This is a genomic window from Chitinophaga sp. W3I9, from assembly GCF_050434025.1.
Lineage (GTDB): Bacteria > Bacteroidota > Bacteroidia > Chitinophagales > Chitinophagaceae > Chitinophaga.
This window is the reverse complement of the sequence record NZ_JBNPWC010000001.1, coordinates 1,766,345-1,779,569: the sequence shown is the minus strand read 5'-3', so window position 1 is coordinate 1,779,569 and position 13,225 is coordinate 1,766,345. Positions and strand designations below refer to the sequence as shown.

Annotated in this window: 14 protein-coding genes; 6 read left to right on the top strand and 8 right to left on the bottom strand. The window is 47.1% G+C overall.

Going from position 1 to position 13,225, the window contains the following annotated elements:
• Positions 1–68: 68 nt before the first annotated feature.
• A complete protein-coding gene (ruvA, locus tag QFZ51_RS07695) occupies positions 69–656 on the bottom strand; it encodes a Holliday junction branch migration protein RuvA (protein ID WP_370909334.1) in 588 nt (195 codons plus the stop codon).
• Between the two features lie 190 nt (positions 657–846).
• On the opposite strand from ruvA, the gene QFZ51_RS07690 reads away from it, so the two are divergent.
• Complete coding sequence (locus QFZ51_RS07690; protein WP_429044817.1) at positions 847–1,857, top strand: beta-ketoacyl-ACP synthase III; 1,011 nt, start codon at positions 847–849, stop codon at positions 1,855–1,857.
• A 37-nt stretch (positions 1,858–1,894) separates the two neighbouring features.
• Here the strand turns inward: QFZ51_RS07690 and QFZ51_RS07685 are convergent, their stop codons facing one another.
• From QFZ51_RS07685 to QFZ51_RS07670, 4 genes are all read right to left on the bottom strand, one after another.
• The gene (locus QFZ51_RS07685) at positions 1,895–3,844 is read right to left on the bottom strand and encodes a sensor histidine kinase (protein WP_429044816.1); all 1,950 of its coding nucleotides are present in this window, start codon (positions 3,842–3,844) and stop codon (positions 1,895–1,897) included.
• Positions 3,841–5,763 (bottom strand): sensor histidine kinase, encoded by a 1,923-nt coding sequence (locus QFZ51_RS07680; RefSeq protein WP_429044814.1) that lies wholly within the window; start codon positions 5,761–5,763, stop codon positions 3,841–3,843. Before QFZ51_RS07680 ends, QFZ51_RS07685 begins: the two co-directional genes overlap by 4 nt.
• Before the next feature lie 74 nt (positions 5,764–5,837).
• Positions 5,838–6,533, bottom strand: a complete 696-nt coding sequence (locus QFZ51_RS07675; protein ID WP_370909330.1) for an NUDIX hydrolase — start codon at positions 6,531–6,533, stop codon at positions 5,838–5,840.
• A 48-nt stretch (positions 6,534–6,581) separates the two neighbouring features.
• Entirely contained in the window at positions 6,582–7,073 is a 492-nt protein-coding gene (locus tag QFZ51_RS07670) for a DinB family protein (protein ID WP_429044812.1), read from the bottom strand.
• A 232-nt stretch (positions 7,074–7,305) separates the two neighbouring features.
• On the opposite strand from QFZ51_RS07670, the gene QFZ51_RS07665 reads away from it, so the two are divergent.
• On the top strand, positions 7,306–7,773 hold the full coding sequence (locus QFZ51_RS07665; protein WP_370909328.1) for a GNAT family N-acetyltransferase: 468 nt from the start codon (positions 7,306–7,308) through the stop codon (positions 7,771–7,773).
• A 71-nt stretch (positions 7,774–7,844) separates the two neighbouring features.
• The gene (locus QFZ51_RS07660; protein WP_429044809.1) at positions 7,845–8,699 is read left to right on the top strand and encodes a GNAT family N-acetyltransferase; all 855 of its coding nucleotides are present in this window, start codon (positions 7,845–7,847) and stop codon (positions 8,697–8,699) included.
• Between the two features lie 208 nt (positions 8,700–8,907).
• Here the strand turns inward: QFZ51_RS07660 and fabD are convergent, their stop codons facing one another.
• The 3 genes from fabD to QFZ51_RS07645 form a co-directional block, all read right to left on the bottom strand.
• On the bottom strand, positions 8,908–9,798 hold the full coding sequence (fabD, locus tag QFZ51_RS07655; protein WP_429044807.1) for an ACP S-malonyltransferase: 891 nt from the start codon (positions 9,796–9,798) through the stop codon (positions 8,908–8,910).
• Positions 9,799–9,918: 120 nt separating this feature from the next.
• Positions 9,919–10,506 carry a GTP cyclohydrolase I FolE gene (gene folE, locus QFZ51_RS07650; RefSeq protein ID WP_429044805.1) on the bottom strand — a complete coding sequence of 196 codons (588 nt, stop codon included), beginning with the start codon at positions 10,504–10,506 and terminating at the stop codon, positions 9,919–9,921.
• A gap of 45 nt (positions 10,507–10,551) precedes the next feature.
• Positions 10,552–10,965, bottom strand: a complete 414-nt coding sequence (locus QFZ51_RS07645) for a 6-pyruvoyl trahydropterin synthase family protein (RefSeq protein ID WP_079469374.1) — start codon at positions 10,963–10,965, stop codon at positions 10,552–10,554.
• A 114-nt stretch (positions 10,966–11,079) separates the two neighbouring features.
• Here QFZ51_RS07645 and mqnB point away from each other — a divergent pair, with 114 nt between their 5' ends.
• The 3 genes from mqnB to QFZ51_RS07630 are packed head-to-tail and all read left to right on the top strand — an operon-like array spanning position 11,080 to position 13,213.
• Positions 11,080–11,748 (top strand): futalosine hydrolase, encoded by a 669-nt coding sequence (gene mqnB, locus QFZ51_RS07640; RefSeq protein WP_429044804.1) that lies wholly within the window; start codon positions 11,080–11,082, stop codon positions 11,746–11,748.
• Between the two features lie 26 nt (positions 11,749–11,774).
• The gene (locus QFZ51_RS07635) at positions 11,775–12,572 is read left to right on the top strand and encodes a 1,4-dihydroxy-6-naphthoate synthase (protein WP_429044802.1); all 798 of its coding nucleotides are present in this window, start codon (positions 11,775–11,777) and stop codon (positions 12,570–12,572) included.
• A gap of 32 nt (positions 12,573–12,604) precedes the next feature.
• Positions 12,605–13,213: an RNA polymerase sigma factor gene (locus QFZ51_RS07630; protein WP_429044801.1), complete on the top strand. Its 609-nt coding sequence runs from the start codon at positions 12,605–12,607 to the stop codon at positions 13,211–13,213.
• Positions 13,214–13,225 lie beyond the last annotated feature (12 nt).

Here is a 13,225-nt window from a genome sequence, read left to right as displayed (position 1 = left end):
TACAAATGCACCATAGTATGTCTTTCTTGCCAAGAAAAATAGGTTTTATAGAGGATTTTATTTACTTCTTATAACGTTTTCAGAGCCTTCTTTATCAGTTCTTCCAAATTTTGCAATAGCGGCTCGGTTTTCATGACCTTCTGGATAGATGATTCTGCCATACCCCGGGCTATCCCCAGAGTTATCAGAGCATTTAACGCATCTTCGTGGATTGTATTGTTCACGTTTGCAGATAAATGTATACCGGTATCCTTATGCTTCGTCAATTTGTCTTTGAGTTCCAGGATTATTCTTTTGGCTGTTTTCGCACCGATCCCTTTCACGCTTTCGAGCATTTTTTCATTTTCCATCATGATAGCGCGTTGTACATCTTCCGGTTGTAAGGACGACAACATCATGCGCGCGGTACTCGCGCCTACCCCTGAAACACTGATCAGCAGGAGAAAAAGGCTTCTTTCTGCTTCTTCAAAAAAACCATATAATGTGTGTGCATCTTCTTTAATCTGGAGGAAGGTCAACAGTTTGCAACTTTCCATATTCTGTATCCGGGAATATGTATTCAGGCTAATCTGTACTTCATAACCGATTCCATTCACATCCATATGAACAAGAGCAGGTGATTTATATGCTAATTTACCATTCAGATAAGCAATCATACGAGGTAAAGGTTCAGTAAATTAATTAAACTTTTGGAAAATGGTTAATAATGTATCCGGGAAAACCGGGGCAAAGATGCTAACTTTTAACGGATTGACAATCCCTAATATTTGTCATATGCGACTTTTTTAGGAAATATACGTTTATATCGTATTTTTACGCCTCGTTTTAAACACATATTTAGTTTATATGAATAAAATAACGGCCGCTATTACAGCGGTGGGTGGGTATGTTCCCGATTACGTGCTAACCAACCAGGAATTAGAAAAATTAGTAGATACAACGAACGACTGGATATTAACCCGGACGGGCATTTCGGAGAGAAGGATATTGAAGGGAGAAGGGAAAGGTACTTCTGATTTGTGTGTTCCGGTAGCATTGGAAATCTGCAAAAAGAGAGGAATTTCCCCCGAAGAAATCGATCTGTTGATTGTGGCCACCGTAACCCCGGATATGACTTTTCCAGCTACTGCCAACGTGGTAACCGACAAAATCGGCGCTAAAAACGCTTTTGGCTTTGATATCAGCGCTGCCTGTTCCGGCTTTTTATACGCCCTCGAAACCGGTGCCCGGTTCATTGAAAGTGGCCGTTACGCCAAAGTAATGATCATCGGGGCCGACAAAATGAGTTCTATCATTGATTATACCGACAGAACCACCTGTATCATCTTTGGCGATGGCGCCGGTGGTGTATTACTGGAAGCTAATACAGAAGGTTTCGGGTTAATTGACAGCATCCTGAAGAGTGATGGTCACGGCCGTGAATACCTCCACATGAAGGCCGGCGGCTCTGTAAAACCTGCCACCATTGAAACCGTAAACAACCGCGAACACTACGTATACCAGGAAGGTAAAATGGTATTTAAATACGCCGTTTCCAACATGGCTGAAGCCGCGAAGGATGTAATGGAACGCAATAACCTTACCTCAAACGATATTTCATGGCTGGTACCCCACCAGGCGAACAAACGTATCATTGCGGCTACTTCCCAATACATCAATGTACCGGATGAGAAAGTAATGATGAATATTCACCGCTATGGCAACACCACCGCGGGCACTATTCCTTTATGCCTGTGGGATTACGAAAAGCAGCTTAAAAAAGGCGACAACGTAATGATGGCTGCCTTTGGCGGCGGATTCACCTGGGGCGCCAACTACATCAAGTGGGCGTACGATGGCGATAAATATGGTAAATAACCTTACTCCCGATATTACAACGGATAACAGTGGCGGATCACCCGCAGCTGTTATCCGTTTGTGTTTTTACGCCTTCCAGCACGGCCGTAAACACCAGGTACCGTCCTTCGCTGGTGGTAGCCAATACAGCCCCTTTCATCTTTTCCATAAAATCCCGGGTAATAGCATAACTGAGGGCATACATATCATACTGCCAGCAGGCCAGTTGCTGTAAGATCTCTTCTGTAGCAGGGCCGGTATCGGCAATGATGCGGATATATGCTACCCCTTCGTTGTTCCAGGCCGACAGGATCAGCAGGCTGCCCGGCTGTGCATACTGTATGGAGAGCCGCAGCAGGTGCAACTGTGCAATACGGAGCATTTCCGGATCCGCCATTACCACCGCCCCTTCCGGCAGCAGGTTAACTACCACCAGTATTTTTTCCTTTACAGCAGCCGCTGTTTGTTTTAATACCTGCCGGAAGATATCACTCAGCTGGCAATGTGTTCCCTGATAAGCAAACCCCGACAACTGCATGCGGATCCACATTAAGATGTTGTCAAATACACAGAGCGTGCTACCGGATACCGACGCAATTTCCCTGATCAAAGCAGCCATGGCGGGCTGGCCGGCCTCCTGATTCCGCAGCTTCATGGCCACCTCCGAAATATAATACAGCGGTGCGCGGAAGTCGTTGGCGATGATGGTAATCAGCTTGTTCTTAAACTCATCATTTGCCCGCAGGGCCACATTTTTTAGCGATACCTGTGTATAACTGTCTGAAATGGCAGCTTCCTGTTCCTGCCAGGTGATGTATTGCCGGTACCTGCTGTAAAGCAGGATAAACAGCAGGATCACAATAATAAACAGGCCGGCTATTACAAACTGGCTATGCTTTTTCCGCAACTGCACCTGTTCCAGCTCCAGCTGTTGCTGCCTGTTGCTGCGCGACAGCTGTTGCAGGGATTGTTCTTTTAAGAAAAAGGCCATGTAATTAATTGGGTCCTTTCCCTGCTGGTAGCGGTGTTGCGCGGCCAACCGCATGATTTCCCGGCTGTAATAACCGGTTTTCACAACGTTGTTATGCCGTTGGTAATAGTCGTATAACCCCGCCAGCACCGGCAGGTTCAGCTCAATGCACCCGGCCTTCTTCGCCAGCTCATAAGACAGCTCCCTGTAACGGGTAGAATCTGTATGATAGCCGAGCCGGTGATAGTCTTCCAACCGGTTATAAATATCCATGGCCACATAAGGTAGTCCCCTGTTCAGCGCCGCCGCAGCCAGGCTGTTGATCCTGGCCTCTGCCTCTTTTCCACCTCCCTGTATTACCAGCGTATCTGCTGCATAAGCGTCGATGTACAACGGCAACCGGCTTTGCGGATACTTCTTACTGATACGCGCAGCTGTTTGTAATGCCCATTGTACGGAGTCCTTACGGGTACTATCCCTGTAAAAACGCATCGCGTAATTTACCAGTAGTATACTGTAGACAGAATCCTGCGATGCCGGAAGCCTGGCAGCCATATGAAAGGCTTCATAGAAATAGTTATTGGCATCTGCCGGCCGGCCCATATTCCGGTAATAGAGATACAGGTTGCTCAGCGTTTTAGCGATGCGTGCGCTGTCTGATGACGCTTTATGCAGCCGCAGTGCTTCGTAGCCGTAAATGCCGGCAACATTAAAATCTGTTCTCAGGGCGTAACAGAAACTCATCACATCGCAGGCGTCTGCCAGGCCTTGTTTATACTGCCATCGTCCGGCCATTTCATGTTCCCTGACCGCATAGATAAAGCTGCTGTCGAGGTTAATCATCATGTACAGCGCCCCGAGTTTCCCCAGGGTGTTGATATAAGCGATGCTATCCTGCTGAACAGACAACTCATGCAGCAATTCCGGCAGCTGCGGACTTTGGGGTACAGCGCGCTGTGCAGCGCACAACAATGCGAGCGCCAGCAACGTGGCGGATACCCAGCGTTGGTAATATGAGTTGTTTATGCTGCGCGTCATGCTGTTTCCGGTGATTCCGGCAGCTGATAGTAAAAGGTGCTGCCTTCCTCGTAATTGTTTTCTGCCTTTATTTTTCCGTTCATTTTATCTATAAAATCCTTGCAGATGATGAGCGCCAGCCCGGCGCCTTTCCCTGCACGTTCGGGCTCGCTGGTGTGGCTGCCCCAGTTAAAGAGATGCGGCAGTACAGCGGCATCGATGCCGGAACCTTCATCAATAAAAGAAACCGTAAGCCAGTTATTTTTACGTATAGCCTTAATTGTTATTACGCCATAGTCGGGCGAAAATTTAACTGCGTTATGCAAAAAATTCCGGTGGATGAACTGCAACATTTCATAATCTGCCTGAACGGTGGTACCTGCAGGAATGTCGATCGATAACCGGATGTCTTTCGCGGCAAGTAAATGCTGCAGGGCGTTTGCCGTGGCGTTGATCATTTCTTCCAGCAGGAATATCTTCGAATGATACACAAAGCCGGACAATTGGGTACGGATCCATCGTAATATTTCTTCAAAAATAACCAGGGTGTCTGAGGCCGTATGTTCCACCTGTACAATCATGCTGGCGGCATCTGTTACGGTGAGCGCTTTTTCATCTATAAACCCGGTGATATTGACGATGTTATACAGGGGCGTTCTGAAATCATGCGCGATCATGGAAATCAGTTTATTCTTAAAGTCGTCGCTATCCTGGAGCGCTTTATTACCCAGGCGGATCTCCTCCTGCAGCGTGGCCATACTGGCGGCATTTTTCCGGGAAAGGCGGTGGGCGCGCACATAGTAAGTGAGGAGGATGATGAGCAGGATGGCAATGCCGGCAATGATCAGCAGCTGGTAATACCAGAAGTGATTTGCGGCTTTATTAGAGGCCAGTTGCTCCCGTTGTGAGTGGTGTTGCAGCCGGAGAGAGTCCAGCCATTCATCGCCAAAGGCATAGGAAAGATAATCTGCTTCGCCGGCCAGCATATCTTCCTGTTGCTGCTGCATTACGCCGAGGGCGAGGCGGCTGTAACCGTTGGCGTTGGGAGTGTCTCGCAATTGCAGGCAGGTGTTATACAGCCCGGTGATCACGGGAAGCATTAACCCGGTGTATCCGCCTGCTACTGCATAGTCCACCGATTTACGCTGATATAGCAACGAATCTGCCTTTCTTTGCCAGATACAATAGCCTGTTAGTTGCATGCAGGCGTACATGGCGATGTAGTTAAACCCTGCACTGCCGGCCGCGGCCATTACTTCTTTCAGGGTTTCTTCTGCTTTCCGGGTTTCGCCTGCGCGCAGTTGTTCGTGCGCTGCAAATAAGTGGGTGTATAAAATACCCGGGACGTCGTTATACCTGTGTGTGAGGTTGATGGCCTGTTTCAGCGCTTTCTGTGCAACGGGCAAAGCGGTGGAATCCGATTCATTAATAAGGTAGTAACTAACCAGTACCCATGCCCGCAGGGAGTCTAATCCTGCATCCCAGGCTACTTTCAGTGCCTTGTTAATATAGTGCTGGGCTTCCGCATGTTTTTGCTGGTATTGATAAAAGGTGCCAATATTCATCAGCGATACGGTAACCCCTGCGGAGTCGCCGGCAGCGCGGCAGGCAGCCAGTGCATTGTCATAGAAGAGAAAGGAAAGATACCGGTGGGGTCTCAGCGCATAATACCGGCCCATGCCCCGTAATGCGTCGCGTTGCCCTTTGCTGTAATGAATACGCTCCGACAGTTCGTTGGCGCGCCTGGCATATGCCCCGCTGCTGTCCAGCTGTTGCGGCAGATACAACGATGATATCCTGTTTAACGCATCTGCATAGTCAGCACTGTCCGTTAACCGTGGTAACGCATGCTTAATTGCTACAATATCATTATGCTGGGCGCACAATGTCCGCGAAATAAAAAGCAGGGCACACAGGCCCATACGGCGTAAACATGACATAAAAGGGAATCAGCGGCCTGTAAAATAATTTTATTTACAGTCCCTGCTTCCATCCATTTTGTTCATTTTACCACCTAGATTTCAAATACCAATCCCTTACGTTTCAGGGCTTCATATTTTTCGGGATCGAAACGGTACAGGTGAGCCCCTTTTTTGGAGGAGGTTTTGTCTTTTTCCTCCAGTTTTTCCATCACATCCAGCGACAGGATCTTCTTCCGGAAGTTACGTTTATCGAGGGTTTTCTGGTAGATCTCTTCGTAGAGACTTCTCAGTTGCGAGAGGGTAAATTTCTCCGGCAGCAGTTCAAAGCCAATGGGATGGAACTGTGCATTGTTGCGGAGTGCGGCCAGTGCGTCTTCAATCATTTTTGTATGATCGAAGATCAGTTCCGGTATTTCGTGGAGTTCCAGCCAGTGCGCACCATGTTCACGGGCCAGTGGCTTATCGTGGTTTTTAATACGTATCAGCGCATAATAGGCAACAGATATAACCCTGGCGCCGGTATCACGGCCTACATTACCGTAGCAATGCAATTGGTTCATGTAAATATCATTCAGCCCGGTGGTATGTTCCAGCACGCGGGCGGCCGCTTCATCGGTACTTTCATCTTCCTGCACAAAGCCGCCTACCAGCGACCATTCACCGGCCATAGGAGCAACTTTACGTTGCATGATCAATAATTTCAGGCGGCCCTCATCAAAACCGAAGATGATACAATCTACTGCCACCAGGTGTTTCGGGGCTTTAGCATAAAAAGAAGCAGCATTCATATAGGAATTTTAAAAGGCGGAAAATCTATCAAAAATAACAAAACCAACCTATTTTTTCGGCTTAAAACGACTGTATTCCGTAGCCGGTATCTTACTTATGCCTAACAACTCTAACATATATACGAGTTGACCACGGTAAAAGGTACTACTGTTGCACGCCTGCATGATCACATCCTGCACCGCTATTTTATAGTGCTCACTCTTTTTGAGGGTGTAGGCAACGGTGTGGTTCAGCTTTACCTCGCTGGCCTTTTGTACCCATTCTTCCAGTTGTGCCGACTGTGTAAGCCAGGCAGCGCAGGCTGACGCAAAGCTCCCGCTGAAGCCCGCCGTAGGATCGGTTGTTTTCTCCGTGAGCTGTAAACGCTGATACCAGAGGCTTTCCGTATGCCACAGGTGATAAACGGCAGCGCGCAATGTAGAAATCCCTCCTCCCAGGTCCCGGTCCAGCTGTTCATCCGTTAGTTTAAGTAACCCCTTTGCCAGCTGCTGGTTTGCCCAGCAATTGTAAGCAGCATAATGCGCAAGCATATTTTTCATGTAAGAAGAGATTAATGCCGTTTCCATCCCAAACAACCTACAAATTACAATATTGTTTGTCATTTTAACCCACCGATATTTAGTTGCCGGTACATGGGCATCCGTGTACCGGAATGCATGACGGCGACGGACTTCGCAATTTTGATTAATTTGCAGCCTGCGGCCGGAGGCCGTTCCTGCAAACGGGTGTGTATAAACAAACGGCCAGGGTACCTGATTAATATATACAGATATGGAAGATATAACGTTAAGGGTTGCACGAAGAGAAGACAGTGCCAGGTTGATGGAACTGATCCGGGAACTGGCGGCGTATGAAAAAGCATCGGAAGAAGTAACGGTGAGCCAGGAACATTTTGAGGAAGCCGGATTTGGTCCCAACCCGGTGTGGAAGGCATTTGTAGCCTCCACTGCAGTTAACGGGCAGGAAGTGATTCACGGGTTTGCGCTGTATTATACCCGTTACTCCACCTGGAAAGGTTGCCGGATGTACCTGGAAGATATTATTGTTACAGAGAACTGGCGGGGCCGGGGCATCGGCAAGCTGCTGTTTGATCAGCTGATCATTGAAGCAAAGGAAAAGCAGTTCAGCGGCATCGTATTCCAGGTGTTGGAATGGAATACACCTGCCATTAATTTCTACCAAAAATATACGGATAAATTTGATCCTGAGTGGATTAATGTCAGCATAGAACTGCAATAATTTTCCGCTCATACAATTCCGGAACGGTATGTCGTTAATCCTCGTTAATATTGATGACATACCATTCCACTATGATTTTTATCCAGGACTTCCGGACACTTCACAACGTATCCACACCCGACCTCTGCGACACTTTCAACGCGGCTTTCAGCGATTATATAGTACCGTTGCACCTCACTCCGTCTATACTGGAACAAAAGATGCAGGGCGAAAACCTGCTACGGGATTATTCTATCGGCGCCTTTGCCGGGAATTCGCTTGGCGGATTCATTTTACATGCTGTGGACGACAAAGTGCATCCAACGGTGTTATACAACGGCGGCACCGGCATTATTCCCCAATACCGCGGCCAGCACCTCGTGCAGAAAATGTATGATCAGTTTATTCCTGCATACCAGCTGCAGGGTATCCGTAAAATAATACTGGAAGTAATCAGCACCAACCTTCCTGCCATCAAAGCATATACGAATACAGGGTTTCATAAAACCCGCACTATTCATTCTTTCAAAGGCAATATAAAAACGCATAAAAACCCGGCGGGCATCTCCATAAAAGAAAATACAACACCCGACTGGCCCCTGCTGGCTACGTTTATGGATATGATGCCCACCTGGTCCAACAGCGTGAACAGCATACAGCGGGAAGCGCCTTTTACAGTGACCTGGGAAGCTACTGTGGACGGACAAACGGCGGGCTTTATCAGTGTTCACAAAGATACCCGCAGAATCAGGAATATAGCGGTTCACCCCGGGTTCCGCAGAAAAGGTGTTGGCAGCGCCTTATTGCAATACGCAGCCGATCAGTTTATGGGTGCGGCGGTGAGCATTATTAATATCGATGAACATTTTCCGGAGATCGACAAATTCCTGCAACAGGCGGGGTTGATGCATTACCTGTCGCAGTACGAGATGGAGATTGTATTATAGCGGATTTTGTCTTTCCCGCTGATTACGCTGATTTTATTGATTACTTTGATTTTACTTTTTGGATTTTTTAAAGGATTTTAAAAGACTATGGGAGATATAAGCGAAAATATCCGCTTATATCTCCCATAATCTTTTAAAATCAAAAAGTGATCAAATCAGCGTAATCAGTGTAATAAGTTTAATCCTGAGGAAGACAAAATCCGCGGCATTAATTAATTCCGTTTACCACCGTTTCCTTGTTGATTTTCTGGATCAGTCCCTGTAATACTTTACCGGGGCCTACTTCGGTGAATTCCTTGCCGCCATCGGCCACCATAGCCTGAACGGATTGTGTCCATCTCACAGCACCGGTTAACTGATCGATCAGGTTTTGTTTGATCTGTGCAGGTGCTGTTACGGCTACGGCTACCACATTTTGGTATACGGGGCAGGAAGGATTATTGAAGGTGGTGGTGTTGATGGCTGCCTGTAACTCTTCTTTGGCAGAAGCCATTAAAGGAGAGTGGAACGCGCCACCTACCGGCAGGATCAGCGCTCTTTTGGCGCCGGCGGCCTTCATTCTTTCGCAGGCAATTTCCACGCCTTTGAGGGTACCGGAAATTACCAGCTGGCCGGGACAATTATAATTGGCAGGTACTACTATTTCGCCCGTTTCAGCGGTAACAGCAGCACATATTTCTTCTACTTTAGCATCATCCAGGGCCAGTACTGCGGCCATGGTGGAGGGTTGCAGCTCACAGGCTTTCTGCATGGCATTGGCGCGGATAGCCACCAGTTTCAGGGCAGCTTCAAATGACAGCACGCCATTGGCTACGAGGGCGGAAAATTCCCCGAGGGAGTGACCTGCCACCATTTCGGGCTGAGAATGTTCCGTGCAGAGGAAGGCGATCACTGCATGCAGGAATACGGCTGGCTGTGTAACGTTGGTTTGTTTCAGGTCTTCCTCTGTACCATTGAACATGATATCAGAAATACGGAAGCCTAAAATGTCGTTTGCCTGTTCAAAAAGTTCTTTTGCTTTTGCGTTGGTGTCGTACAGATTTTTGCCCATACCCGGAAACTGGGAACCTTGTCCGGGAAATACGTAAGCATGCTTCATGTGAATATAAATTAATATTTTTTCAAATATAAATAAGAATTACGGATTTACAGGTAGCTGATAAATATAAATTACTATTATCATCTACCCATAAATCCGTAATCCGTAATATAAATTATTTTATTTGCTGATCAGTTTCATGAATTCGGCCCTGGTGGTACCATGTTCGAACTGGCCACTGAAAGCAGACGTGGTGGTAAGGGAGTTTTGTTTTTGTACACCGCGCATCATCATACACAGGTGCTGCGCTTCAATCACCACTGCAACGCCCTGCGGCTGCAGGGTTTCCTGGATAGCATCCAGGATCTGGTGTGTTAAACGTTCCTGTACCTGTAAGCGGCGGGCATATACATCCACCACCCTGGCTATTTTGCTCAGGCCAGTGATATACCCGTTTGGAATATAGGCTACATGGGCCTTTCCGAAGAAGGGCAGCATGTGATGTTCACACATAGAGTATAACTCGATGTCTTTTACAATCACCATTTCACTATATGCTTCGGTAAACTTCGCTCCTTCCAGTATTTCGCGCGCGTCCTGCTGATATCCCTGTGTGATGAACTGCATGGCTTTAGCCATCCGTTCAGGTGTTTTCTGCAGTCCTTCCCTTTCAGGGTCTTCCCCCAGCAGGTGCAGGCATTCTTTATAGTTTTCTACAAGACCGGACGTGATCTTTTCATCGTAACTCTCGTTCTTATTATACGCCATTCTTATATGATTTAACAAATTTCAAAGGCCGGTAATATACAGGCATTACTTGCCACCATAGTACTCCACGTAGATGCGCGGGGTTTCATACAGTTTGATACAATGCAGCTGCACTTCTGCAGGCAGGTGTTTGGCCAGCTGATCCCAGATAGCGATAGATAAATTTTCAGCGGAAGTGAATTTATCTTTCATAAAATCAACATCCATATTCAGGTTCCGGTGATCGATCTTTTCTATCACCGCATCCCTGATAATTACCCCTAAAGTCTTGGCATTAAATACAAAACCCGTTTCCGGATCAGGATTACCTTTTATAGTGACGTGCAGTTCGTAATTATGACCATGCCAGTTCTCGTTGGCGCATTTACCAAAAACTTCTTCGTTCTTTTCTTTGCTCCAGCCCGGGTTAGATAACTTATGCGCAGCATTGAAGTTCTCTACTCGCGTTAAATAAATCATTATTGCAAAAAATTTTTGCAAAAATACCACTATTAAGTGAGTAGAGCCAATTTATCCTAATTCCTGTCAATTGTTTTACACGGGGAGCAATCATTTTTGCTGTATTTTTACAGGATGAAAATATTGGTGACCGCGGCTACCACGCTGGAAATACAGCCTTTTTTACAGTACATCGACCAGCACATTCCGGCCCTTAAAGCCGCGAACTGCAATATAGACATACTGATTGCGGGTATTGGCATGATGCACACCGCTTTCAGCCTCGGGAGGCACCTGGTGGTAAACCGGCCCGATATAGCCATACAGGCGGGTATTGGCGGTAGTTTCCGCCACAGCTGGGAGCTGGGACAGGTGGTACTCATTAAACGCGAATACCTGGCCGACCTGGGCGCGGAAGACAACGATCAGTTTAAAGATTTATTTGATATACAGCTCTGGCAGCCATCACAGCCGCCCTTTACCGGTACCAGCCTGGTGAATACCTTTGCTGGATTGCCCGAAGTACCTCCCCTGCCCACGGCTACCGGGGTGAGCGTAAACCTGGTAAGCGGCAGCGAACCTACCATAACAAAGCTGGTGGCCAAATACGACCCAGATATAGAAAGCATGGAGGGCGCCGCCTTTCACTATGCCTGCCTGTTGGAAGAAATACCGTTTTTTCAACTGCGCAGCATCTCTAACTATGTGGAAATCAGGGATAAAAGCAAATGGAAGATTCCCCTGGCAATAAAAACACTCAACGACGAACTGATAAAAACCGTGGAAACACTGGCCGGCATTTAACGACAGACTATAAAATTTTGATAGCTATGCATTTATCTTTAGGTTTTTCACCTTGCCCGAATGATACTTTCATTTTTGACGCACTGGTAAACAATAAAATAGACACCAGGGAATTTACCTTCGATACCCACCTGGAAGATGTGGAAACACTGAACAACTGGGCACTACAAGGCAAACTGGCCATTACAAAGCTGAGTTTTGCCGTATACCTCAAGGTAAAAGATCAATACGAACTGCTCAACAGCGGCAGTGCACTGGGACGTGGTTGCGGCCCCTTGCTCATTGCAAAGAAGGATATTCCCCGCGAAGAGATAAAAAATCTGACCATCGCCATTCCCGGAGAAAACACGACTGCCAACCTGTTGTTCTCCATCGCTTTCCCCGAAGCCACGAATAAAAAGGTAATGCTGTTTTCAGAAATTGAAAACGCTGTGCTGAACGGTGATGTGGATGCTGGCGTGATCATCCACGAAAACCGCTTCACTTACCAGCTCAAAGGCCTCGTAAAGCTGATGGACATGGGCGAGTACTGGGAACAAACCACCGGTAATCCTATCCCGCTGGGAGGCATCTTTATCCGTAAAGATGTACCTGAAGCGACCCGTGCACAACTGGATGCGCTAATCCATAAAAGCCTGCAAAACAGCTATACTACTTACCCGCAGCTGTCTGAATATGTGAAATCACACGCGCAGGAAATGGATGAATCCGTGATGCGCCAGCATATTGATCTGTATGTGAATGATTTCAGCTTAGACCTGGGCGAAGAAGGCAAAGCCGCCGTAGTAGCGCTGATGGAAGCAGCGGAAAAAATCCGCCCGTAAAGCAGCCGATTTTTTCGTTCTTTTGTTGCGGTATGATCGAGAATAAGGATACAGACCTGTGGAACAGGTTCCGGCAAGGAGAGGAACAGGCGCTATATACCTTGTATGAAAAGTATTATCACCTGCTCCTTTTCCTGGGCCTTAAAATATGCGCAAGAAGCGAACCGGTAAAGGATTGTATCCAACAGGTGTTTCTTTATTTTTGGGAGAAGAAAGAAGGACTGGATACCGTCACCAATGTACGCAGCTACATTATCACCTCCTTTAAACGCAAACTGTTATTACATCTTCAGCAGGAAAAAAAGGACAATGGCCTGTTGTCGCTATGGATGGAGACCGAAACCGGCAGCGACATTCCTTCTGCTGAACAATTGCTGATGCAGCAACAACAAAACAAAGAAGCCATCGGACGTATACAGGAAGCCATATCTTTACTGAGTCCGAGACAGAAAGAACTAATTAACCTCCGCTTTTACGAAAACCGGAGCTACGACGAAATAACAGGTATCACGGGCCTTACGCACCGCACTGTTTACAATCACTTGTACGAAGCACTGAAATCACTCAAACAATCACTGGAACAGGATCTTAAATCCGGCAACCTGCATTTGAGAACTTTACTGCTGTTACTTCCCTTATAATTTCCCTGTTAG